The 25,388-nt window shown below is 39.7% G+C and carries 17 protein-coding genes and 1 pseudogene; 10 read left to right on the forward strand and 8 right to left on the reverse strand.

Annotated elements, in window-relative coordinates:
* The 7 genes from BTO22_RS10660 to BTO22_RS10690 all read left to right on the forward strand — a co-directional run.
* A partial coding sequence (locus BTO22_RS10660; RefSeq protein ID WP_146107534.1) for an oligopeptide/dipeptide ABC transporter ATP-binding protein occupies positions 1–394 on the forward strand: 394 nt, incomplete at its 5' end.
* Positions 395–416: 22 nt separating this feature from the next.
* Complete coding sequence (locus BTO22_RS10665; RefSeq protein ID WP_105055450.1) at positions 417–1,412, forward strand: ABC transporter ATP-binding protein; 996 nt, start codon at positions 417–419, stop codon at positions 1,410–1,412.
* Between the two features lie 48 nt (positions 1,413–1,460).
* Positions 1,461–3,179, forward strand: coding sequence for a glycoside hydrolase family 9 protein (locus BTO22_RS10670; protein WP_105055451.1), 1,719 nt, complete (start codon positions 1,461–1,463; stop codon positions 3,177–3,179).
* Between the two features lie 2 nt (positions 3,180–3,181).
* Complete coding sequence (locus tag BTO22_RS10675) at positions 3,182–4,057, forward strand: N-acetylglucosamine kinase (protein WP_105055452.1); 876 nt, start codon at positions 3,182–3,184, stop codon at positions 4,055–4,057.
* Between the two features lie 21 nt (positions 4,058–4,078).
* The gene (locus BTO22_RS10680) at positions 4,079–5,980 is read left to right on the forward strand and encodes a beta-N-acetylhexosaminidase (protein ID WP_181044628.1); all 1,902 of its coding nucleotides are present in this window, start codon (positions 4,079–4,081) and stop codon (positions 5,978–5,980) included.
* 38 nt (positions 5,981–6,018) lie between these two features.
* On the forward strand, positions 6,019–8,424 hold the full coding sequence (locus BTO22_RS10685) for a GH36-type glycosyl hydrolase domain-containing protein (RefSeq protein WP_105055454.1): 2,406 nt from the start codon (positions 6,019–6,021) through the stop codon (positions 8,422–8,424).
* A 68-nt stretch (positions 8,425–8,492) separates the two neighbouring features.
* Positions 8,493–9,905: a phosphoglucomutase/phosphomannomutase family protein gene (locus BTO22_RS10690; RefSeq protein ID WP_105055455.1), complete on the forward strand. Its 1,413-nt coding sequence runs from the start codon at positions 8,493–8,495 to the stop codon at positions 9,903–9,905.
* 91 nt (positions 9,906–9,996) lie between these two features.
* Here BTO22_RS10690 and BTO22_RS10695 read toward each other — a convergent pair whose 3' ends face one another.
* The 6 genes from BTO22_RS10695 to BTO22_RS10720 form a co-directional block, all read right to left on the reverse strand.
* Positions 9,997–11,037: an ABC transporter ATP-binding protein gene (locus BTO22_RS10695; protein ID WP_105055456.1), complete on the reverse strand. Its 1,041-nt coding sequence runs from the start codon at positions 11,035–11,037 to the stop codon at positions 9,997–9,999.
* Positions 11,037–12,668 (reverse strand): ABC transporter permease, encoded by a 1,632-nt coding sequence (locus BTO22_RS10700; protein WP_105055457.1) that lies wholly within the window; start codon positions 12,666–12,668, stop codon positions 11,037–11,039. The genes BTO22_RS10695 and BTO22_RS10700 overlap by 1 nt, the downstream gene beginning before the upstream one ends.
* A 66-nt stretch (positions 12,669–12,734) precedes the next feature.
* A complete protein-coding gene (locus BTO22_RS10705) occupies positions 12,735–13,748 on the reverse strand; it encodes a Fe(3+) ABC transporter substrate-binding protein (protein ID WP_105055458.1) in 1,014 nt (337 codons plus the stop codon).
* 172 nt (positions 13,749–13,920) lie between these two features.
* Positions 13,921–15,150: an ammonium transporter gene (locus tag BTO22_RS10710; protein ID WP_105055459.1), complete on the reverse strand. Its 1,230-nt coding sequence runs from the start codon at positions 15,148–15,150 to the stop codon at positions 13,921–13,923.
* A 17-nt stretch (positions 15,151–15,167) separates the two neighbouring features.
* The gene (gene glnK / locus BTO22_RS10715; RefSeq protein ID WP_060994159.1) at positions 15,168–15,506 is read right to left on the reverse strand and encodes a P-II family nitrogen regulator; all 339 of its coding nucleotides are present in this window, start codon (positions 15,504–15,506) and stop codon (positions 15,168–15,170) included.
* Positions 15,507–15,673: 167 nt separating this feature from the next.
* Entirely contained in the window at positions 15,674–16,042 is a 369-nt protein-coding gene (locus BTO22_RS10720) for a YacL family protein (protein WP_105055460.1), read from the reverse strand.
* 133 nt (positions 16,043–16,175) lie between these two features.
* Here BTO22_RS10720 and BTO22_RS10725 point away from each other — a divergent pair.
* The 3 genes and pseudogenes from BTO22_RS10725 to BTO22_RS10735 all read left to right on the forward strand — a co-directional run bounded on the left by BTO22_RS10725 (position 16,176) and on the right by BTO22_RS10735 (position 19,867).
* Positions 16,176–17,320: pseudogene (locus BTO22_RS10725) on the forward strand (sugar diacid recognition domain-containing protein).
* A 126-nt stretch (positions 17,321–17,446) separates the two neighbouring features.
* Complete coding sequence (locus BTO22_RS10730) at positions 17,447–18,712, forward strand: GntP family permease (protein ID WP_105055461.1); 1,266 nt, start codon at positions 17,447–17,449, stop codon at positions 18,710–18,712.
* Positions 18,713–18,724: 12 nt separating this feature from the next.
* Positions 18,725–19,867, forward strand: a complete 1,143-nt coding sequence (locus BTO22_RS10735; RefSeq protein WP_105055462.1) for a glycerate kinase — start codon at positions 18,725–18,727, stop codon at positions 19,865–19,867.
* A gap of 256 nt (positions 19,868–20,123) precedes the next feature.
* On the opposite strand, the gene acnB is transcribed toward BTO22_RS10735, so the two are convergent.
* On the reverse strand, positions 20,124–22,712 hold the full coding sequence (acnB, locus tag BTO22_RS10740; RefSeq protein ID WP_105055463.1) for a bifunctional aconitate hydratase 2/2-methylisocitrate dehydratase: 2,589 nt from the start codon (positions 22,710–22,712) through the stop codon (positions 20,124–20,126).
* Positions 22,713–22,933: 221 nt separating this feature from the next.
* On the reverse strand, positions 22,934–25,195 hold the full coding sequence (locus tag BTO22_RS10745; RefSeq protein WP_105055464.1) for a patatin-like phospholipase family protein: 2,262 nt from the start codon (positions 25,193–25,195) through the stop codon (positions 22,934–22,936).
* Positions 25,196–25,388 lie beyond the last annotated feature (193 nt).

Below are 25,388 nucleotides of genomic sequence, written 5' to 3' on the forward strand. Positions count from 1 at the left end.
TGCGCTTAAAGAAGAGTTTGGTTTCTCAATCTTATTCATTACGCACGATTTATCACTAATGGTTGAGTTTTCTGATCGCATTGGGATCATGTACTCAGGTGAATTGATAGAGGTTGCTTCTTCAAAAGAGATCTTAACCTCTCCTTACCACCCATATACAAAAGGGCTGGGTAGTTCATTCCCACCACTAACGGGGCCAAAAACAAAATTAACAGGTATCCCAGGAAATCCTCTTAATTTATTAGAAATACCGCAAGGTTGTCGCTTCCAGTCTCGTTGTGATCGTGTACATGAAGCATGTCGTACGATTCCTACACAGCTTCGTCAGATTGAGCCTGGTCACTTGTCAAATTGCCACCTTTACGGTGAGACAATTGCACAAGCAAAAGCATAAAACGGATTTTCTGGAGTAAATTATGAGCAAAGCATTTGGCGAACTACTGATTGAAGGCAAAAATCTAGTTAAAGATTTCCCTGTAAGTAGCAACGCACTTAAAAACCCAATGATGCGAGCGATCAACGACGTATCATTCAAAATGTACAAAAGCCGTGGTCTTTCCGTTGTTGGTGAGTCGGGTTCGGGAAAATCCACCACAGCAAAAATGATCGCAAAAATGTACGCACCGACAGACGGCGTAATCGAATACAAAGGCCGTGATATTCAAGATATCGTTAAGAAAAATGATCTCATGAAATATCGTGAAGGCGTACAAATGGTATGGCAAGACCCGTTTGGTTCTTTAAACCCTACCCATAACATTTTCCATCACATTGCTCGTCCTCTTCTTATTCACAAGAAAGTGGCTCCGGGTAATAAAAAAGAGTTAGAAGAGCGTGTGTATGATCTTCTTGAGCAAGTAGGTCTAATTCCACCAAAAGAGACTGCGGCTAAATTCCCGCATCAACTTTCAGGTGGTCAACGTCAGCGTGTAAACCTTGCTCGAAATATTGCTGTAGGTGCCGAAGTAGTACTTGCTGATGAGCCAACATCCATGCTTGATGTATCTATCCGTGCAGGGGTTCTAAACCTAATGGAAGAGATGAAGTTTGAGAAAGAAATGTCTCTACTTTACATCACACACGATATCGCAACTGCTCGTTACATCGCAGAAGATCTCGCGGTAATGTATGTTGGGCACATGGTTGAGTGGGGAGACACTGATGAGATCATCCATGATCCTCAGCACCCGTATACTCAATTATTAGTATCAGCAGTGCCAGATCCAAGCAAATCGATCCATACCAAGTTGAAAGGTAACAAAGGGGAAATTCCTCTTTGGACACCAGAATCAGCAGGTTGTCCATTTGCCGGCCGTTGTACTCACGTAACAGAAAAATGTAAAGAACGTATGCCTGACGTAACAAAACTGTCAGACAACCATTTTGTTCGTTGTTACTTATACGAAAATTAATTTCATTAGTAATATCGAACAGCAGCAATTGGTATTTTGGAGAAATAGATGCAACTGTTAACTAACCATATTGGATATGAAACAAACGGACCGAAATCAGCGGTATTATTGGCTACCACTGCCTTAACACAGCCAATATCAGGTCAAATTGTTTGTACTCAAACACAAGAGGTAAAACACCGTTTTTCTATTTCTTCATCAAACCAAGTTGCTCATTGGCATCAAGGTTACTTTGCTGAGATCTCATTTAATGAATTCTCAGAACAGGGAGAATTCATTCTTGTTATCGAAGGAGCGATTTCTCACCCTTTTATTATCAAAACCAACCTATTAATGAGTCATACATTTTCTGATGTTATGCACTACTTTAAATCACAACGTTGTGGCGGCATTTTTGATAAGCAAGATAAGCAAGCCCCTTTATTAAACAGTAATGAAACCGTCGATGTTCATGGTGGTTGGTACGATGCGTCTGGTGACGTAAGTAAATACCTCAGTCATTTGTCTTATGCAAATTATCTTAACCCTCAGCAAATTCCGATGGTTGTTTGGAATATGCTAAAAGGATTAGAACTAACACAAAACCTATCGGATTTTGCCGCGTTCTCTCGCACCCGTCTTACGGAAGAGGCGTTATTTGGTGCTGACTTCCTAGTTAGAATGCAAAGTCCGGAAGGTTTCTTTTACATGACGGTATTTGACAAGTGGAGCAAGGATATCAATCAACGTGATATCTGTGCTTATGCTACCCAAGATGGTCTAAAATCTGATGACTATCAAGCAGGATTCCGCCAAGGTGGTGGCGTTTCTATCGCCGCATTGGCCGCAGCATCTCGCTTAGCAATAGATGGTGAGTATACTCAAGAAAAATACCTCGCAACAGCAGTAAAAGGTTACTGGCATTTAAAAGAAAACAACCTTAGTTATTTAAATAATGGCGAAGAGAATATTATTGATGAATATTGTGCACTACTTGCCGTTATTGAGCTTTTCAAAACAACTCAAGACAACACTTTCTTAATTGAAGCTCGAACTTGGGCAGATAAGCTATCAGCTCGTCAACAAAGTGATGATAATTTCTCACACTTCTGGTCAGCGACTGATAATGGCGAACGTCCATATTTTCACGCAGCAGAAGCCGGCCTTCCAGTTATTGCGCTATCTCAATACTTAGAAGTAGAAACGGATAATAGCCGTAAAGCGCATACTCAACTAATTATCAACCAAGCGGTTGAATTTGAATTAACTGTCTCTTCTGAAGTATTCAATCCGTTTGGTTACCCAAGACAATATGTAAAACCCGTTAATGGTGAAAAACACAGTGCTTTCTTTGTTGCTCACGACAATGAGTCAGGTTATTGGTGGCAAGGAGAAAACGCACGACTCGGCTCTCTTACTAGCATGAGTTACCTTGTTCTACCCCACTTGGTATCAACGAATGTAAAACAAAAACTCACTGAATTTGCTCAGCATAATTTGAACTGGGTATTAGGCCTAAATCCTTATGACATGTGTATGTTAGACGGTCATGGACACAACAATCCTGATTACTTACCTCATTTAGGCTTCTTTAATGCTAAAGGTGGTGTTTGTAACGGTATTACAGGCGGGTTTGACGATGAAGAAGACATCGCATTTAATCCAGCACCACATGGCGATGATATGTTGCAAAACTGGCGTTGGGGTGAGCAATGGATCCCTCACGGAGCATGGTATTTATTAGCCATTATGTCTCAATCTGCTTATTACTCAGAGCAAGGAGCATAATCATGACGCATTTATACGTAGGTATTGATGGTGGTGGTACTTCTTGTCGCGCTCGTATTCGCAATCCACAAGGTGAATTACTTGGTGAAGCGAAAAGTGGCAGCGCCAACATATTGCTTGGTATTAATGTCGCTATGGATTCGATCATTACTGCTATCACTCAAGCCGCAGCGCAAAGTAAATTATCAGAAAGTGACTTTTCAGCAATGCATGTGGGCCTTGCCCTTGCTGGTGCAGAGCAAAAGTCAGCTTGGCATAACTTTATGCAATTACCACATCCTTTTGCCTCACTGACACTAAATACTGACGCATATGGCGCTTGTTTAGGTGCTCATAAAGGTGAAAATGGTGCGATCATGATTGCAGGTACTGGCTCTTGCGGTATTTATATTCAAGATGGGCAACAACATGTGGTTGGTGGTCGAGAGTTCCCTATATCAGATCAAGGCGGCGGCGCTATTATGGGGCTTCGTTTAATTCAATATACCCTATTGGCCTCCGATGAGATAAAACCAGCAACAGCACTTACCGAACATGTATTAGCACACTTTAATCATGACATCGACAGCATTGTGGATTGGTCAAAAACAGCTCGTCCATGTGATTATGGTCAATTTTCTCCTGCAATTTTCTCATTCGCATTACAAGGGGATGACCTTGCTATTGAAATGCTACAACAAACCGCAGCTGATATTGAAATGTTTTTAACTGCATTAAATAAGAGAGGCGCAACAAAGATTGCGCTTATGGGAAGTATTGGTGAGCGCATTGTTGAGTGGTTATCCCCTTCTATTCGCCAATATTTAGTTCAGCCACAATTTGATGCTATTGAAGGTGGCATCATGATGGCAGGAAAAACAGAACATAATTTGTTCTAGCATTCATAAGGATAAAAGATGATGGATTATCGTGTAGACCTCGTAGTCTTATCTGAAAAAGATAATTTAAGTCGCTTTGGCTTAACATTGCATAATTTAAGCGATGTGGATCTTCATCATTGGCAATTTCATTTTACGATTGATCGCTTTATTGCACCAAATAGCAATACTCAAGGCACTTTGGAACAAGTGGGTAGTTTCTGCAAACTCATTCCAAATGATAACAAAGTACTAAAAGCGAACAACCATTACTACGTAGAATTCAGCATTGGTACCGCTCCTTTCCGTTTTATTTCTGATGGTTTTGATGATGCAACGATATTCATTGCTGATAGCGAAAAACCTCAATTTTTAGAGGTTTCAATCTCTCCAATAGTATTAGCATCACCACACACTGAACGCACTCAAATACCAAGAGTTGCACCTGCTGAATTATCATTAATTCCAAAACCAGAATCAGTACAACGCCTTGATGGATTATTTAATTTAACGAACTCCTCACTTGAAATTCAAACTCACTTAGCAGATGGTGCTGCAACTTGGTTAAGTGAAGAGCTTGAAGCTATTACATCAAAAAAACATCCTATCAATACAAATGGTAAAGTTCTATTTATAGCAAATCCAACATTAGATAGAGGTGCTTACCAACTCAGTATTTCAACAGATATAATAAAGATTAAAGCAGGATCAAATGAAGGCTTTGTTCATGCTTGTGCTACTTTATTACAGCTAGTAAATGAGCAAACATATTTAATTCCATGCGTTAAAATCAAAGATCAACCACGCTTTCATTATCGCGGTATGATGCTTGATTGTGCTCGTCACTTTCACCCTCTTGAACGAGTAAAACGTCTAATCAATCAATTAGCTCAATACAAATTTAATGTATTCCATTGGCACCTTACCGATGACGAAGGCTGGCGTGTTGAGATAAAAGCATTTCCAGAATTAACTGACATCGGAGCGTGGCGTGGACCAGAAGAAATTCTAGAACCTCAATATACTCACGTAGCCAAAAAACACGGTGGTTTTTATTCTCAGAAAGAAATAAAAGAAGTCATCGCTTATGCAGAAATCCGCGGTATTACTATTATTCCTGAGATTGATATTCCTGGACATTGTCGTGCGGCTATTAAAGCACTACCTCATTTATTAGTTGATACCGACGATCACTCAAATTATCGCAGTATCCAACATTACACAGACAATGTACTTTCTCCTGCATTAGAAGGAACTTACACCTTTATTGATACGGTACTTGAAGAAGTTGCTGCTCTTTTCCCTGCTCCATATGTTCATATCGGAGCTGATGAAGTTCCAAAAGACGTTTGGACAGACAGCTCAAAATGCCAAGAACTAATGGAACAACAAGGATATAGCAATCCCGTAGAGCTTCAAGGTCACCTACTTCGTCACGCTGAAACAAAATTGAAGCAGCTTGGTAAAAGAATGCTTGGATGGGAAGAGGCTCAACATGGCAATAAAGTGAGTAAAGACACGGTTATTTATTCTTGGTTAAGCGAAGAAGCGGCACTTAACTGTGCTAAACAAGGCTTTGATGTAGTACTTCAACCCGGTCAGACCACATACTTAGATATGGTTCAAGATTATGCTCCTGAAGAACCAGGAGTAGATTGGGCTAATGTACTTCCTCTTAAAGATGCATATAACTATGAACCATTAGCAGAACTTGCTGATAACGACCTTATTCGTAAACGAATTCTTGGTATTCAATGCGCGCTTTGGTGTGAAATCATCAATAACCAAGAGCGTATGGACTACATGATTTTCCCACGCCTTTTAGCTATGTCTGAAGGTATGTGGACACAAAAACAACACAGAAACTGGACAGACTTTTTATCAAGGTTAAATGGACGATTACCAACCCTAACACGTCAGGGTATTAATTTCCGTCAACCATAAGTCACCCAATTATTAGTATTTTAGTTAAGGATAAAACAATGAAATACGGCTTTTTTGATAACGATAACCGTGAATATGTAATCACTCGCCCTGACGTACCAGCACCATGGACTAACTATTTAGGTACGGAAAAATTCTGTACGGTTATTTCTCACAATGCTGGCGGTTACTCTTTTTATAACTCTCCTGAGTATAATCGTGTTACTAAATTCCGTCCAAACGGCACATTTGATCGCCCTGGACATTATGTTTACCTTCGTGATGATGAAACTGGCGATTACTGGTCAATCTCATGGCAGCCTGTAGCAAAAAGTTTAGATGAAGCAAACTACGAAGTTCGTCACGGCCTGTCTTACTCTAAATTCAAATGTGATTACAACGGCATTGAAGCAACTAAAACTTTATTTGTTCCAAAGGGTGAAGATGCTGAAGTGTGGGATGTGGTTATTAAGAATACCAGCGATAAGCCTCGTGTTATCTCTGCATTCTCTTTTGTTGAATTCTCATTCAGCCATATCCAATCAGATAACCAAAACCATCAAATGTCATTGTACTCTGCAGGTACCTCTTACAATGAAGGCGTGATCGAGTACGATCTTTACTACAACACCAATGATTTTGAAGGCTTCTACTACTTAGCATCTACTTTTGACCCAGACTCATACGACGGTCAGCTTGATAGCTTCTTAGGTGCATACCGTGATGAAGCAAATCCGATTGCTGTAGAAAAAGGCCAATGCTCTAACTCAGCACAAACCTGTTACAACCACTGTGGTTCTCTTCATAAGCAATTTACTATTCAACCGGGTGAAGAGATACGCTTTGCTTACGTACTTGGTCTAGGTAAAGGCAACGGCGAACGTCTACGTCAAAAATACCAAGACGTTGCTAATGTTGATAATGCTTTCCAAGAGATTAAAGATCATTGGAGTGAGCGTTGCGATAAATTCCAAGTTAAATCACCAAACGAAGGTTTGGATACAATGATCAATACTTGGACACTGTATCAAGCTGAAACTTGTGTGGTTTGGTCTCGTTTTGCTTCATTCATCGAAGTGGGTGGACGTACAGGTCTTGGTTACCGTGATACAGCTCAAGATGCGATTTCAGTACCTCATGCTAACCCAAAAATGACGCGTAAACGTATCGTTGACTTATTACGTGGCCAAGTTAAAGCGGGTTACGGTCTACACCTATTTGATCCTGACTGGTTTGATCCTGAAAAAGCAGACGTTGTTCCGTCAAAATCACCGACTGTGGTCCCTACTCCATCGGATGACGATAAGATCCACGGCATTGAAGATACCTGTTCTGATGACCATTTATGGATCGTACCAACGATCATTAAATATGTAATGGAAACCGGTGAACACTCTTTCTTCGACGAAGTGATCCCATACGCTGATGGTGGTAACGCAACAGTTTATGAACACATGAAAGCGGCGTTAGATTTCTCTGCAGAATACGTTGGCCGTACTGGTATTTGTAAAGGTTTACGTGCTGACTGGAATGACTGTCTGAACTTAGGTGGTGGCGAATCATCAATGGTTTCATTCTTACACTTCTGGGCATTAGAAGAATTCTTAGATTTAGCTAAGTTCCGTAATAATGATGCTGATATCTCTAAATACTCTGAAATGGCGGCTAACGTACGCGAAGCATGTGAAACTCACCTTTGGGATGAAGAAGGTGGTTGGTACATTCGTGGCCTAACTAAAGACGGCGACAAAATTGGTACAGCACAACAAACTGAAGGCCGAGTTCACCTTGAATCAAACACGCTAGCTGTTTTATCTGGCGCTGTATCTCAAGAACGTGGCGAAAAAGCAATGGACGCGGTTGATGAGAACTTATTCTCTGAATACGGATTACACCTAAACTCACCTTCATTCTCAACACCAAACGATGATATTGGTTTTGTTACTCGTGTTTACCAAGGCGTAAAAGAGAATGGCGCAATCTTCTCTCATCCAAACCCATGGGCTTGGGTAGCTGAAGCGAAGCTAGGTCGTGGTGACCGCGCAATGAAATTCTATGATGCACTAAATCCATACAACCAAAATGACATGATTGAAAAGCGTATTGCAGAACCATACTCATATGTACAGTTTATCATGGGTAAAGATCATCAAGATCATGGTCGTGCTAATCACCCTTGGCTAACAGGTACATCTGGTTGGGCTTACTTCGCGGTAACTAACTTTATTCTAGGTGTCCGTGCTGGCTTTGAAGGATTAACGATTGACCCTTGTATCCCAACAAATTGGCCAGAGTTCTCTGTAACTCGCCAATGGCGTGGAGCAACATACAATATCCAAGTTAAGAACCCTAACTCAGTAAGTAAAGGCGTTCAATCAATCACGATTAATGGCAAAGAAGTTAACGGTGCTGTTCCTGTACAAGCAGAAGGCAGTGTTAACGACGTTATCGTAATCATGGGTTAAGTACGCTTAATTTAAATGATAAAAGTAAGGAGCTTAGAGCAAGCTCCTTACTCTAAAAGGAATTTACAATGATTCAATTTGGTACTGGCGGATGGCGCGCTTTTATTGGTGAAGAGTTCACTAAAGATAATGTACGTCTTGTTGCTCAAGCGCTATCAAACATTATGATCAATGAACAAGCACAAGAAAAAGGCTTTGTTGTTGGCTATGACCGTCGTTTCCTTTCTGACAAAGCTGGGAAATGGTTTGCTGAAGTCGTCGCAGCAAATGGCATTAAAGTAAGCTTTATTGACCGATTCGTTCCAACGCCTATTGTTATGTTTCAAGCAAAAGAGATGGGATGTATTTACTCAGCTTGTATTACCGCGTCTCATAATCCGGCAGATTATAACGGCATTAAAGTCTTCATTGAAGGTGGTCGTGATGCAGATGAAATCATCACTCAAAAGATTGAACAACAAGTTGCTCACCTAACGCAACAAGATGTTAGCAGTGTCGATTTTGAAGAAGCATTAAACGACGGTTGTATTGAAATCATCAATCCAATGAACGACTTTGTTGATTCCATCATCGATAAAATTGACATGGATTCAATTAAAAAAGCCAACTTACGTGTATTAATCGATCCTATGTTTGGGGTTGCAAAAAATGCCTTACAAACCGTATTAATCAGTGCTCGTTGTGATGTTGATGTCATCAATGATGGTGAAAACCCTTCTTTTGGTGGTCTGATGCCATCCCCAAATGCAGCTACGCTATATCGCTTAAAACACTTAGTTGCTCATGATGGCTATGATATTGGTATCGGTACTGATGGTGATGCTGACCGCTTAGGTATCATTGATGAAAAAGGTCACTTTATTCATCCAAATGAAGTGTTATTGCTGCTTTATTATTACCTACTTGAGTACAAAGGTTGGAAAGGTTCTGTTGTTCGTAATATTGCTACGACTCACTTATTAGATAAAGTTGCAGCTGATCACGGCGAGAAAAGCTTTGAGGTTCCGGTAGGCTTTAAACATATAAGCTCACAAATGGAAGCTGACGATTCTTTATTGGGTGGTGAAAGTTCGGGTGGTTTAACTATTCGTGGTCACATTAAAGGTAAAGATGGTGTATTCGCTTCAAGCCTATTAGTTGAAATGATCAGTGTTACTGGCAAGAAACTGTCTGAAATGCTTGATGAAATCTACGCTAAATATGGTTATGCCTATACCGCTGAAGGCGACTGTACATTTAAAGCGAGCGGAAAAGAAGCACTGTACAATAAGATTTATATCGAAAAACAACTGCCAGAATTTGAATACGAAATAGATAAAGTGAGCTATGAAGATGGCGCTAAAGTCTATTTTAAAAATGGCGGTTGGGTGATTGCTCGTTTCTCAGGAACTGAACCATTACTGCGCATTTTTGCTGAAATGGAAGACCAATTGACAGCAGAAAAAGTACTGAATCAAATGAAAGCTTTCCTTTCTCTTTAGTTTCCTGCGTATTTTAAATAAAAATACGTTTCTAAAGACTTAACCCAGCTAATACTTGAGTCGATTCGCTGGGTTCTTTTTATCTCTAGGTTTAATTATTATCTTGAAGAAATACAATTGGGCAATGAGGTTTAATTTCTACTCTTACCTTTTCTCCATTCGATAAAGAATCATTAGATACACCAATCAGTTGCGTACCATTATCTTCAATCACATATCGGCACGTATCACCCATAAATTGTAATTCTTTAACAATAGCGCTACCTGATGAATCTCTATATAACGTAATGTTTTGTGGACGAAGTAACACATCTGCTTTTTTATTCGTATCTTCAGTACTACGACCACAAGAAATCAAACCTACGGCGCTATCAATATTTCCATCTTGTTGAATCGTTCCTGATACATACGATCCACCACCTAAAAAGTCAGCGACAAAACGACTGTTTGGTGAATAATATAAATCATTAGCACTACCGAATTGCTCAATCACACCATGATTCATTACCGCTAATTTATCAGAAAAAGCGAATGCTTCTTCACGGCTATGAGTAACGAAAATAGCCGTTACACCTTGCGCTTTAAAGATACGGCGGATCTCTTTGATTAGATCGTGACGAACCTGTGTATCGATATTAGAAAATGGTTCATCTAATAACAGAAGATCAGGTTCACTTGCGAGTGCTCTTGCAATCGCGACACGCTGCTGCTGACCACCCGATAGTTGATGAGGATAACGATCACCAAAGCCACTTAAGTGCACAAGATGAAGCATAGATTCTACTTTATCTATTGCTCGCTGCTTTTCCCATTTTTTTAAGCCAAATCCGATATTTTCACTTACCGTAAGATGTGGAAACAACGCATAATCTTGAAAGATCATACCTATATTTCGCTGCTCTGGCGGTAACCAAGTATTATTATCAGTAATCACTTTACCATTAAGGTTCATCTCACCTTCAGACAGAGGCAAGAGACCTGCAATCGCTTTTAGAAGAGTGGTTTTTCCGCAGCCACTCGCACCTAGCAAACAAACAATTTCACCCGATTCAACGTCTAAAGAGAGCTGAGATAAAATATCCTGATCATGATAGCGACAGGTTAAATTAGATATAGATAATGCAGAATTCATTAATGCTGTTGCTCCAAAGAACGGTTAACAATGATCAATGGGATCAATCCAACCAATACCAATAATACCGCAGGCATTGCTGCAATTTCTAATTGCTCGTCAGAAGCAAAGTTAAATACATACGTTGCAAGCGTTTCAAAGTTAAATGGGCGCAATAGCAATGCTGCATTTAACTCTTTCATTGTTTCTATAAACACTAACAAACCAGCAATTAAACACCCACGACGTATTAATGGAAAATGCACTCGACGCAACATAGACCATGTTCCACAGCCTAAAGTGCGTGATGCCATATCTAGTGACGGTGGAATTTTATTTAAGTTACTTTCAATCGACCCAATGGCGACCGCAGAGAAACGCGTCACTGAAGCAAAGATTAACGCAAAGATTGAACCCGAGAAAATTAAGCCAACCATTCCAAAACCTAATTGTTTTGAAATATCATTAACAAGGTGGTCCAGCCCAATCATTGGTAGCATTACCCCAATAGCAAGTACGGTTCCTGGAACTGCATAGCCAAGAGATGCCAAACGCATTGGCATTACACTCCATTTATTATTTGGTTGTAAACGATGTAAAAAATTCACCACCAAAGCAATAATTACAGCGATAACGGCAGCAATAGAAGATACATATAAACTATTTACTGCATACTCTTGGAACTCAGCGGTCCAACTCTCTTCAAAATAATGAAAAGAGTAATTAATTAACTGTAATAGTGGAAAAGTAAAAGCAATCGATACTAATCCCCAGCACCAAGTGAATGCGCCCCACTTTTTCCAACCATGAAGTTCATATTGAAACTCTTCGTTGGTATTGAACTTCTCTTGGAACATTTTCTGCTTACGACGGCTATATCGCTCACCGCTGATCAACAATAAAATACCCATCAGCATAAATGCAGACACCTTAGCTGCAGCATTCAAATTCGAATAGCCCAACCAAGTATCATAAACCGCTGTCGTTAATGTATTTACTGCAAAATAGCTAACCGTACCAAAGTCTCCTAACGCTTCCATCGCTACAAGAGATAAAGCCACCGCAATAGAAGGTCTTGCAAGAGGCAAAGATATACGTTTAAAACTTTTCCAAGGTGTACATTTCAGTAGACGAGCAGATTGCAACAAACTGATGTTTTGTTCCATAAATGCAGCACGAGCAAGTAAATATACGTAAGGATAAAGCACCAAAGACATCACAAGAATAGCACCAGTTAAGGTACGAATATCAGGGAACCAATAATCCCCGTAGGATTGCCATCCGGTAATATCGCGAAGTAATACTTGAATAGGGCCTGCAAAATCTAACCAATCGGTATAGATATATCCCACAATATAAGCAGGCATTGCTAGAGGAAGCACTAACGCCCATTGTAAAACTGATGAGGAAGGTACACGACACATGGCCATAAACCATGCAGAAGGGACCCCTAAAATTAAGGAAAAGAACATCGCACCAAAGACTAATAACACAGTATTTAACGTATAAGTTGGTAAAACCGTATTAAACAGATGAGTAAAGATATCATCAGTATTACCTAGTGCGGTATATAGGATCGCTAAGATCGGCAAAACCAGCAGTAGAGATACACTCCAACTACTGGTTTTCCAGAATAATAATTTTTCTTTCATTGCCTAAACTGCAAGGCTCTTTTTAAATGGTGAGGTATTGTTACCTCCCCAATAGGAAATATCAAATTAAAGATCAAACTTCACTTCATCTAGAAGCTTGATTGCTTTTGTATGGTTATCTGCAATTGCATCTAAAGATAAAGTATCGGCTTTAAAATCCCCCCAAGAAGCCACTAATTCAGAACGCTTAACACCCGGTTTTACTGGGTATTCATAGTTCACTTCAGCGTACATACCTTGTGCAACATCACCCGTTAAGAATTCCATTAGTTTTAATGCATTGTCTTTATTTGGTGCGTATTTAGCCATTGCCATACCACTGATATTTACGTGAGTACCATCTGTGTTTTGGTTAGGGAAGTTAATATATACAGATTCAGCCCATGATACTTGTTTAGGATCATTTACCATTTTTCCTAGGTAGTAACTATTACCTAAAGCGACATCACAAAGACCTTCTTTAATGGCTTTAACTTGTGCACGATCATTACCTTGAGGCTTACGAGCTAGGTTTGCTTTTACACCTTCTAACCATGTTTTTGCTTCTGCTTCACCATGATGAGCAATCATAGAAGACACTAGAGATACATTGTAAGGGTGCTTACCACTACGAGTACAGATTTTACCTTTCCACTCAGGGTTTGCTAAATCAGCATAATCAAAATCAGCACCTAACTTACCAACACGGTCACGAGATGAATATACGTTACGAGCACGTAGAGTTAGTGCGAACCACTCATCATCAGAATCACGGTATTGAGCAGGAACGTTAGCATCAATCGTTTTGCTATCTACTGGTTGAACTAGATTTTTATTTGTTAACTCAGCAAGACGACTAATATCCGTTGTTAAGATAACATCAGCAGGGCTTAATTCACCTTCTTGAGCTAGCTTTTCAGCCAAACCTTTTTTAGCAAATTTCACGTTAACTTTAATACCAGTCTCTTTGGTAAACTCTTTAAACATTGGCTCAACTAAGAAAGGTTGACGGTAAGAGTAAACATTAACTTCTTCAGCAGCCATAACACTTGGTGCAAACATACCTGCGATTAGTGCAGAAACTGATAATAACTTTTTCATGATATTCCTTTAAAATCTCTAGTTACAAATGGTAATAAGAATACTTATCAATATCGCTATTATACGAATCAATCTAAAAATGACAATGATCTCAGCCATTTTTTTATAGAGAAAAGCCTCAATACCAAGGCATTAAGGCTTAAAATATGTAACAAATTATTTACGTACTCTTTTATTTTACACTAACGAACTCTGGATAAGCATCAATACCACAATCATGGACATCCATTCCTTCAAGTTCTTCATCTTCTGTAACTCTAATTCCCATAGTTGTTTTTAATATTGACCAAACAACAAGACTCGATCCAAATACCCAAGCAAAGATAACCACAGCTCCGAACAATTGAGCCCCAAAAGTTGCATCAGGATTATTAAATGGAACAACCATCAAACCAAATAATCCACATACGCCATGAACTGAAATTGCACCAACCGGATCATCAATCTTAATTTTATCAAAAGCAACAATACTAAAGACAACTATTCCACCAGCAAGCGCACCAATGCTTACAGCCGCTAAAGGTGATGGTGATAAAGGATCCGCAGTTATAGCAACTAAACCAGCTAATGCCCCATTAAGAATCATGGTTAAATCCGCTTTACCCCATGTTGTTTTACAGACAAATAACGCTGTGATTGCACCAGCTGCTGCTGCGGCATTGGTATTCAAAAAGATTTGACCAACTGCGGTTGCATTCTCAAAATCTGAAATCATTAATTGAGAACCTCCGTTAAATCCGAACCAACCAAACCATAAAATAAAGGTACCTAATGTTGCCAGTGGCATATTAGAACCTGGAATTGGATAAATTTGACCTTTCTTACCGTACTTACCTTTACGAGCACCAAGTAATAGTACGCCAGCTAATGCGGCCGAAGCACCAGCCATATGAACAATACCAGAACCAGCAAAATCACTAAATCCTGCTTCAGATAAGAAACCACCACCCCATGTCCAATACCCTTCCATTGGATAAATAAAGGCAGTTAAAATGACAGAGAACACAAGGAAAGACCAAAGTTTCATACGTTCAGCCACTGCACCAGATACTACTGACATTGCTGTTGCAACAAAAACCACTTGGAAAAAGAAGTCAGACTCTAGTGAATGATCGGCCCCTTCTGATTGAGTTCCAATTAAAGCGCCAATAGAGGGCATGATCCCACCCGCCGTATTATCGACATACATGATGTTATAGCCGACAACTAAATACGTGGTGCAAGCAATCGCATATAAGCACAAGTTCTTAGTTAATATTTCCGTGGTATTCTTTGAGCGAACTAAGCCCGCCTCTAACATGGCAAAACCTGCTGCCATCCACATAACCAAAGCACCTGACATTAAAAAGAAAAAGGTATCTAGGGCATAACGAAGTTCTGATACGGTTGTTGAAAGTTCCATAATTGTTTCCTCTATCCTTAAAGTGCTTCAGTGTCAGTTTCGCCAGTACGAATACGCACCGCTTGCTGAAGGTCATAAACAAAAATCTTACCATCACCTATTTTTCCGGTATGCGCAGCTTTTGTAATCGCCTCAATAATATTGTCTACATGTTCTGCTTGAACGGCAATTTCAAGTTTTACCTTTGGCAAAAAATCGACTTGATATTCAGCGCCACGATACAGTTCTGTATGACCCTTCTGACGACCAAACCCTTTTACTTCTGATACCGTCATTCCATCGACGCCAGCATCAGCAAGCGCTTCACGTACATCATCTAATTTAAATGGCTTTATAATGGCATTGATTATTTTCATGCTTCAGTCCTTGAATTATTTGCAACTTATATTTAACAATTCAATTCATATGCCAACTTTAAAAATGCAATAATTTCAATTCGTTAGTGTTATCTAATTCCAATAACAAAAAAGACTGCACTAAATAAGTGCAGCCTTTCCCTAATATTGATCAATTATGGCTCAGATCAGAAACGTCGGATAAACGCCTCCCAACTTTGAAGCATGATTTCAAAATCCTCTAATCCACATACTGAAATACATTCATCGTCATACATATGAATATCTTCTTCAAACTCTTCTTCTGAGTTTTCAAATAACGCATTTTCTTGTACGATAACTTCTTGGTCGTTCAAAATTAGAGTCATTACCTGACCAGCTCGTTTCCATTCATCTTGAGTGTTTTTTACTGCAGCTATCTGCTGGTATAGCTCCGCTAATAATTCGGTATCTTTTGCGACATCCTCAACGAGCCACCGCCCCATCGCTTCATGACCCATAGAGAAGTTGGCGTGATAAGTACCATCAAGTGTATTTTTCTTAAATTCGTAATCCATCGGATATCCTACGATTAACTGGTATTAGCTCACACGTTTTTAATCAAAGACAATGCCGAGCTATTTTCCTTAAGTATAATCCCATCGCTACTATTTTTATAGCAAACCACCTACGATAAACAGAGACAATATAATGCAGTTAACTACCGTAATAGCGAAACAGATTGTTGAACGCTCAATGAAAATCATTAAACATTCCGTAAATGTCATGGATGAATATGGTGTCATTATTGGTTCTGGCGATCCATCTCGTCTTAACTGCCGTCATGAAGGTGCAATTCTAGCTATTAATGAAAATAGAATCGTGGAAATCGATCATGCGACAGCGCAACAATTACGCGGCGTTAAGGCAGGGATCAATCTGCCAATCATTTTTCAAAATAATGTTATCGGTGTCGTTGGCATTTCCGGAAAACCAGTTGATATCCAACAATACGGCGAGCTAGTAAAAATGACTGCTGAGCTGATTATTGAACAAGCTGCTCTAATGACAGAAATACAATGGAGTAAACGACACAAAGAAGAATTAGTACTGCAACTGATCCAACCCTCAGATCTTAATACAGAACAATTGTATTCTATTGCAGAGCGATTAGAGTTAGATCTTAATCAGCCTCGAATTGCGACCATCATTAAAGTCGATTCATTTAATGGAGAAAACCTTTCTCTTACTCACTTACAAAAGTTAGTTCATTTACTTGAATACCCTGAGCGCGATAATTTGGTCGCGATCAGTTCAGTGACATTAAATGAAGTTGTGGTGTTGAAACCAATTACATGACGGATAACGGTTGGAATAGATCGCACGAAGAAAAACGTATTCGCCAACTTTTCCAAAGGATCTCTCATGATGAAAAGTTCACGATAAAAATAGCGCTTGGTGATTACTTTCCAAATCTAGAAGGACTGGCGCAATCTTATATGACAGCCAAAGCAACCATGAATACTGCCAATTCAAAAAGTCGTATTCTTTTTTATCAAGATAATGTCTTGCCTGTTTTAATTGATGGCTTACAAACCGATGCATGGCGTTCAGAACAACTCGCCCTTCCAATCCAAAAATTAATGGCCAGCGATACAAAAGGTATTTTAATTAAAACGCTTCGAGCTTTTTTTAGTCATAATTGTGATTCAGCTCAAACCTGCAATGCGCTTCATATTCATCGAAATACTCTTCGCTATCGAATCGACAAAATAAAACAAGAAACATCCTTAGATATCAACAAGATAAATGAACGCACTTATTTGTATTTATCAACACTATCAAGCTGTACATAATACACATTTGTGCAGTTGCACAATCAAATGTCTACCCAGACGATAAAATTTGTTCATTCGTCTAAAGCTTATTTCCACACTTAAAGATAGATTACTGACATCTTAATTATTAAATGGAACGTTAATATGATCGAAGTATCGACTTTAGGTGCACTCGCCGCCTTAACCGTTGCAATAACACTCATTTTGAAAAAAGTACCGCCAGCTTATGGCATGATCATTGGTGCTTTAATCGGTGGTGTTATTGGTGGTGTATCACTGACAGATACCGTTAACTTAATGATCGGTGGCGCTCAAGGCATTGTTACTGCTGTGCTTCGTATTCTAGCCGCTGGTGTTCTTGCTGGTGTTCTAATCGAATCTGGTGCTGCAACCTCTATTGCTGAAACGATTGTAAAGAAAGTCGGAGAAACTCGAGCTTTACTGGCTTTAGCGGTAGCAACAATGATCTTAACCGCCGTTGGGGTTTTTGTTGATGTTGCTGTTATCACTGTAGCTCCTATTGCACTGGCCATTGCTCGTCGTGCTGATCTTTCCAAAATGGCGATTCTATTAGCTATGGTTGGTGGTGGTAAAGCAGGTAACGTTATGTCTCCGAATCCAAACGCCATTGCGGCTGCTGATGCCTTTAATGTTCCTTTAACGTCAGTAATGGCTGCGGGTGTGATCCCTGGCTTATTCGGCTTAGTTTTCGCTTACTTCATCGCTAAGAAATTAGTGAACAAAGGCAGCAAAGTTCAAGATCACGAAGTCGTAGCAGTTGATCATTCTCGCTTACCAACTTTTGTTACTTCAATCGTCGCTCCTCTTGTTGCTATCAGCCTTCTCGCTTTACGTCCAATAGCAGGGATCAACGTTGATCCGCTAATAGCACTCCCACTTGGTGGCTTATTAGGTGCTGTCGCTATGGGCCGTTTTAGAGACACAAATCACTTTGCAGTATCTGGTCTTTCTCGTATGGCTCCAGTTGCAGTAATGCTACTTGGTACAGGTACTCTTGCAGGAATTATTGCAAACTCAGGACTTAAATCAGGGCTGATTGATGTATTAACCGCCTCAGGTCTTCCTTCTTATTTATTAGCGCCAATTTCAGGTGCAATGATGTCACTCGCGACGGCATCAACGACCGCGGGTACCGCAGTTGCAGCCAGTGTCTTTAGTCATACTATTTTAGAGCTTGGTGTTCCCGCTCTTGCTGGTGCTGCAATGATCCACGCAGGTGCAACAGTATTAGATCACATGCCACACGGCAGCTTCTTTCATGCAACAGGTGGCGCAGTTCACATGGATATGAAAGAACGTTTAAAGCTTATCCCATATGAATCAGCAGTAGGTCTTATGATCGCTACTGTTTCTACTCTTATTTTTGGTGTTTTCGGTTTATTTGTTTAATAAGGCTTTATTATGAAAATTGTTATTGCTCCTGACTCATACAAAGAAAGTTTAACGGCGATGGAAGTCGCTACGGCAATTGAAGCTGGATTTAAACAAGTATTACCTAACGCTGAATATATTAAGTTACCGATGGCCGATGGCGGTGAAGGGACAGTTCAATCTCTAATTGACGCTACTGGTGGGTCTATAATTGAACATGCGGTTACAGCTCCTCTTGGTGAAAAAGTAACTGGATTCTATGGGTTATTTGGCGATGGTCAAACAGCTATTATTGAAATGGCAGCCGCTTCTGGTCTTCATCTTGTTGCATCGGAACTGCGTAATCCATTACATACCACAACCTATGGCACTGGCGAGTTAATTAAAGCGGCTCTCGATAAAGGTGTAAAACATATTATTGTCGGGATTGGTGGCAGTGCAACTAACGATGGCGGCATTGGTATGGCTCAAGCTCTTGGTATCAAACTTCTGGATAAAGATGGTAATGATCTTGCTTTTGGTGGCGGTTCATTAGAGCACCTTGCAACGATCGATACTTCAAATAAAGATCCTCGTCTTAAGAATATTACCCTTGAAGTCGCGTGCGATGTTGATAATCCATTATGCGGTTCTAAAGGCGCTTCTTATGTTTTTGGTCCACAAAAAGGCGCGACACCAGAAATGATCAAAACATTAGATGCAAACCTTAGTCATTACGCTGATGTAATGAAATCACAATTGAACAAAGACGTAAAAGACACTGCCGGTGCCGGTGCGGCTGGTGGTCTTGGTGCCGCGCTACTTGGTTTATTTGATGCGACACTTCGCCCTGGTATTGAAATAGTAATGGATGCTGTAAATCTAAGTGATGTTGTCTCTGATGCAGATCTAGTTATTACCGGTGAGGGGCGAATAGACAGCCAAACTATCTATGGTAAAACGCCTATGGGAGTTGCAAAAACAGCGAAGAAATTTAACTTACCAGTTATAGGGATTGCTGGGTGTTTGTCTGAAGATTGTGCTGTTGTTCATGAATATGGTATTGATGCGGTATTCAGTGTGGTTCCGCGTTCTGTTTCATTAGAAATCGCATTAAAAGAAGCTGCGATTAATGTTGAAAATACAGCAAGAAACGTCGCTGCAATTTATTCGATGCATATTAAAAATAATTAACTTAAGATTCAACGCAATAAAAAAGCAGCCGAACTGGCTAATGCCGATCAGTTAGTCACTTTATTGAGTAATTATGCACTATTTATTCAATGTCTAATAGATATGGCAAAGTACCCGTTAAGAGAGTGAAAGATAGATACAACAAGGGCTCCAGAATAATTGTAATAAATTCGTCTGAAGCCCTTGTTTTTATTGATGTTCGCTTAACTGACTGGCATTAGCCGAACTGGCTGCTTTTTTCATTTATAAACAAAGATTAAGCGGGTTCTTGAAAAATAACCGTATCTGCTTTTTCTGTATACTGACCCATTTTATGGAAGTTCAAGTAACGGTATGTATCGGCAGCGGTTGCATTGATCTTCTCAGCGTACGCTAAGTACTCTTCTTTCGTTGGAATACGACCTAGAATCGCGCCAACAGCAGAAAGCTCAGCAGAAGCTAGGTAAACATTCGCGCCAGTACCTAAACGGTTCGGGAAGTTACGAGTAGACGTAGACATTACTGTCGACTTGTCAGCAACACGAGCTTGGTTACCCATACATAATGAACAACCCGGAGTTTCGATACGAACCCCAGCACGACCAAAGATACCGTAGTAGCCTTCTTCTGTCAGTTGGTCTTTATCCATTTTAGTTGGCGGAGCAACCCATAGGCGAGTATTCAAAGAGCCATTAAACTCTTCAAGCATCTTACCTGCTGCACGGAAGTGGCCGATATTAGTCATACAAGAACCGATGAATACCTCTTGAATCTCAGTGCCTTGAACATCAGAAAGAAGACGAGCATCATCTGGATCGTTTGGTGCACATAGGATTGGTTGATCTATATCAGCAAGATCAATCTCAATAACATGAGCGTATTCCGCATCTGAATCAGCAGCAAGTAACTCAGGATTTGCTAACCACTCTTCCATTGCCGTAATACGACGCTCAATCGTACGAACATCACCGTAACCTTCAGCAATCATCCACTTAAGCATAACGATATTCGAGTTTAAGTACTCATCGATAGACTCTTGAGATAGCTTAACCGTACAACCTGCAGCAGAACGCTCAGCCGATGCATCAGAAAGCTCAAATGCTTGCTCAACAGATAGGTGTTCAACACCTTCTATTTCTAGTACTCGACCAGAGAATTCGTTGATCTTACCGGCTTTTTCAACGGTCAGTAGACCTTGCTTAATACCATAAAGTGGAATGGCATGTACTAGGTCACGTAACGTAATACCCGGTTGCATTTCACCTTTAAAGCGAACCAAGATTGATTCAGGCATATCAAGAGGCATAACACCCGTTGCCGCAGCAAATGCGACCAAACCTGATCCCGCAGGGAACGAAATGCCTAGAGGGAAACGAGTATGCGAGTCACCACCAGTACCTACGGTATCAGGCAAAAGCATACGGTTTAGCCATGAGTGGATAACACCATCACCTGGACGCAACGAAACACCCGCACGGTTCATGATGAAATCAGGTAGCGTATGGTGAGTGTTTACATCAACTGGTTTAGGGTATGCCGATGTGTGACAGAAAGATTGCATAACTAGGTCTGCTGAGAAACCAAGACACGCCAGATCTTTAAGCTCATCACGAGTCATAGGACCAGTAGTATCTTGCGAGCCTACGGTTGTCATTTTAGGTTCGCAGTACTGACCCGCACGCACACCTTCAACGCCACACGCTTTACCTACCATCTTCTGAGCTAACGTGTAGCCTTTATCAGAAGCAGAAGGGTCGATTGGTTTAGCAAACAGATCCGTTTCAGCTAGACCTAGAGCGTCACGAGCGCGACTTGTTAAACCACGACCGATGATCAATGGAATACGACCACCAGCACGAACTTCATCGAGAAGTACTTTACTTAGTTCAAAGTTTGAAATCACAGAACCGTTTTTATGTACCACACCTTCATACGGGTAGATATCAATGATATCACCCATGTTCATGTCTTGTACGTTCAGCTCAATTGGTAGCGCGCCTGAGTCTTCCATTGTGTTGTAGAAGATCGGAGCAATTTTACCACCAAGACAAACACCGCCAGTACGCTTATTTGGTACGAATGGGATATCTTCGCCCATGAACCAAAGCACTGAGTTTGTCGCTGATTTACGTGAAGAACCGGTACCAACAACATCACCAACGTAAGCCAGTGGAATGCCGTCTTTTTGCATTTCTTCAATTTGAGTAATTGGACCAACGCTACCCTGCTCATCAGGAGTAATGCCATCGCGTTCCATCTTCAGCATCGCTTTTGCGTGTACTGGGATATCAGGACGTGACCATGCATCTGGCGCTGGAGATAGGTCATCGGTGTTTGTTTCACCAGTGACTTTGAATACTTTAACGGTAATTTTTTCCGCTACTTTCTCTTTAGCTGTAAACCACTCAGCATCAGACCAAGACTGAAGAACTTGCTGAGCAGAAGCATTGCCAACTTTTGCTTTTTCTTCTACGTCGTAGAATGCGTCAAACATCAATAGAGTATGAGAAAGCGCTTTAACAGCGATAGGAGCAAGCTCTGCATCATCCAGTAAAGAAACTAGAGATTCGATGTTGTAACCACCTTGCATAGTGCCAAGCAGTTGAGTCGCTTTTGCTTTGCTAACTAATGGAGACGCCACTTCACCTTTTGTGATTGCAGTTAAGAAACCCGCTTTTACATAAGCCGCTTCATCAACACCCGGTGGAATGCGATTTTCTAGCAAATCAAGAATAAATTCTTCTTCACCTTGCGGTGGATTTTTTACTAATTCAACTAATGCTGCTACTTGCTCAGCATCTAATGGTCTTGGGACCACCCCCTCTGAAGCACGCTCTTCGACGTGTTTACGATAAGCTTCAAGCACGACTTAATTCCTCACTTTCTGGTCTACTCTTAATGAGTAAACATCCTTGGAAACAATTCAGTTTATATCCATTAACTTTTTAATTCTGTTATAAATCTCAATAAAACAAGAGAATATGTATCGGAATAGACTAAAAATGTGGCGAGATGATATCAAATTTAACTCAAAATTAAAATCTCACCACATCAAACAACATACGACTTATGGCGCACTTTTAAACATTATAAAGTCGCACCAATACTTAAATATATTGATTCATGATTTTGCTCTGTTCTACCATAAGCCAAAATAATAGGGCCTACTGGTGAATCGATACCTGCAAAGATAGAGCCAGCTGTATACATAGGGGCATCACTAAAATGTTCATCATTCCAGACACTTCCTTGCTCAAGAGATCCACCTAAATATATAGGCGACTGGAATAATCCAAAATCATTGTCCATTAAACGATAACGATAAACTAAACTTGCAAATGCTAAATTCTCACCAGATAAACTATCTTTTGATATCCCTGATAAATGTAGAAAGCCCCCCAGAGATTTAGGCTCAAGAGGAATACCTCCATTTTTATTTTCTACAACACCATACTCACCGTGCACGACTAAAGTATGACGCTTTATTGTATAAGCAAATCGCCCATTAACGGTTAACTCTACAATTGAATCATCAATCGTATCGCTACTACTAATTTCGCCTAATGTATCTTCGCTATATAAATACTCAGTAAATAAATAAAAACCTTTAGTCGGAAAAGTAAAATTATCCAACGTATCTAAACGATATTGTGCAAATATTCCTTGTCTCTCATAATCACTATTATAATCTGGAATAATATTTAAAACTAAATCACCCGTTGTATATCTCCCCCCGATCCTAAAATCACTCCAAAGCGCGGGTTGTATACCTAGAGATGCTTCAAATTCAAGTTCGTTATATTCAGTTGGTAGGTAGTTATCTATATTATCAAGAGTAGGAGTTGGCCTAAATTGAGTTTGAGTAACGCTATAAGTCCCTTTTAAAGAAGAAAACAATAATTGATTACTAAGAAAAGGCGTATATAGCTCTGCTTGCATCAACTTATCTGTACCTAATTCAAAATTTGTCCTTAACTCAGAACTGTTTTCAGATAAACCAATTATATTAATATCTGTAAAATTGATAGAAAAACCAAGCGAGTATTTACTTTGATTATAAAAGTCATCTTCTAATGAAAAACGAAAATCTAAATAATTTGGTCCCCAACTTTTTTCATTTACATCAACAACAAGTTCTGTAGTTCCATCATTGGTTGTCTGATAAAAATAATCAATTCTTTCAAACCTATCAATCGTATACAGCGCTCTAACTTTAGCTTCTAATTGTTCTGAAGTATAAGTTTTACCCTCATCTATTTGAAGATATTCAAATAACATACGTTCACTGTATGAACTGTTATTATTTAACGTTACATGATCTATTTTAAGATTATCACCACGTTTTAACTGACTGGTTTTTTGTTCTTTTTCTTTTAAATAAGTTTGATATTCAGCAGTAGGTAATGCCAATTTATCTAACTCTAAATGCTGTTCATAAGCGATATCATAACCTTTTCCATACGCAAAAGGCATCTTACTAAACTCTGCCGTTTCCATTTTCCCAACATTTGGAGAAAGAAGTATATCGTCATTAGTTAATAATTTTTCTTGCTCTTTTGTGCTATTTTTTACGATGTAATTTGTTAATTGGCTCATTACTGATAAATAACTTGAGATATCTTTTGCTTCTAAATAATCAGAACCAATATCTACTGCGATGATGATATCTGCTCCCATATCCCTAGCAACATCTACAGGCATATTATTTACACTTCCGCCATCAACGAGTAAACGCCCTTCGTATTCAACTGGGGGTAAAGCACCAGGTACTGACATACTTGCCATCATTGCCTCTGCCAAATTGCCTTTATCTAAAACTACGGGTTCTAATTTTTCAATATCAGTAGCGACTGCTCTAAATGGTATAGGAAGATCATCAAATGATTGTAAGTAAGAGACATTCCCCGACGTTGTACGAAGAATCTTTGCCATGTTTTGGCCTTGAACAAGACCTTTTGGAGCCTTTAACTCTGTGAATGAAAAACCTATATCAGTACCTATTTGATAACGATCTTCATACTCTTTATCTCTAATTTCTCTTTCACTTCTCTCTACTTTATCAACAAAACCACTATTCCAATCAACCGTATCAATAAACTCTTCTATTTCATCAGCACTCATTCCTGAAGCATATAAACCACCAATATAAGCTCCCATACTTGTACCAGTAATATAATCAATAGGAATATGCATTTCTTCTAATGCTTTTAATACACCAATATGCGCAGCCCCTTTAGCCCCGCCCCCAGCAAGTACAAGACCAATTTTAAGGCGAGTTTCAGCTGCTAAGACTGTTGAAGAAGATATACATAAAAAAATAGAAGAAAGTAGAAGAGACTTGAAACACATAAGATCATCCTTGAAATATTGATATAAAAAGAATACAGGATGAGAGAGGAGATAAAAAGCTTAATCAACTGAACTGCCACTTCGCAGTGTCTATTCAGCATCATTTTACTTTTATACAGACGTAAAAAAGCCCTAATCTTTCGATTAGGGCTTTCTTGGTATAGTGGTTACGTTAACGGGACTTTCGATTAAT

Origin of the sequence: Aliivibrio sifiae, from assembly GCF_002954705.1 — a bacterium.
In the GTDB taxonomy this organism is placed as follows: Bacteria; Pseudomonadota; Gammaproteobacteria; order Enterobacterales; family Vibrionaceae; genus Aliivibrio; species Aliivibrio sifiae_A.

Bases quoted from the DNA above. Each gene is read 5' to 3' on its own strand.
- BTO22_RS10665 (WP_105055450.1), top strand. From the start codon at position 417: ATGAGCAAAGCATTTGGCGAACTACTGATTGAAGGCAAAAATCTAGTT.
- BTO22_RS10670 (WP_105055451.1), top strand. From the start codon at position 1,461: ATGCAACTGTTAACTAACCATATTGGATATGAAACAAACGGACCGAAA.
- BTO22_RS10675 (WP_105055452.1), top strand. From the start codon at position 3,182: ATGACGCATTTATACGTAGGTATTGATGGTGGTGGTACTTCTTGTCGC.
- BTO22_RS10680 (WP_181044628.1), top strand. From the start codon at position 4,079: ATGGATTATCGTGTAGACCTCGTAGTCTTATCTGAAAAAGATAATTTA.
- BTO22_RS10685 (WP_105055454.1), top strand. From the start codon at position 6,019: ATGAAATACGGCTTTTTTGATAACGATAACCGTGAATATGTAATCACT.
- BTO22_RS10690 (WP_105055455.1), top strand. From the start codon at position 8,493: ATGATTCAATTTGGTACTGGCGGATGGCGCGCTTTTATTGGTGAAGAG.
- BTO22_RS10695 (WP_105055456.1), bottom strand. From the start codon at position 11,037: ATGAATTCTGCATTATCTATATCTAATTTAACCTGTCGCTATCATGAT.
- BTO22_RS10700 (WP_105055457.1), bottom strand. From the start codon at position 12,668: ATGAAAGAAAAATTATTATTCTGGAAAACCAGTAGTTGGAGTGTATCT.
- BTO22_RS10705 (WP_105055458.1), bottom strand. From the start codon at position 13,748: ATGAAAAAGTTATTATCAGTTTCTGCACTAATCGCAGGTATGTTTGCA.
- BTO22_RS10710 (WP_105055459.1), bottom strand. From the start codon at position 15,150: ATGGAACTTTCAACAACCGTATCAGAACTTCGTTATGCCCTAGATACC.
- glnK (WP_060994159.1), bottom strand. From the start codon at position 15,506: ATGAAAATAATCAATGCCATTATAAAGCCATTTAAATTAGATGATGTA.
- BTO22_RS10720 (WP_105055460.1), bottom strand. From the start codon at position 16,042: ATGGATTACGAATTTAAGAAAAATACACTTGATGGTACTTATCACGCC.
- BTO22_RS10730 (WP_105055461.1), top strand. From the start codon at position 17,447: ATGATCGAAGTATCGACTTTAGGTGCACTCGCCGCCTTAACCGTTGCA.
- BTO22_RS10735 (WP_105055462.1), top strand. From the start codon at position 18,725: ATGAAAATTGTTATTGCTCCTGACTCATACAAAGAAAGTTTAACGGCG.
- BTO22_RS10745 (WP_105055464.1), bottom strand. From the start codon at position 25,195: ATGTGTTTCAAGTCTCTTCTACTTTCTTCTATTTTTTTATGTATATCT.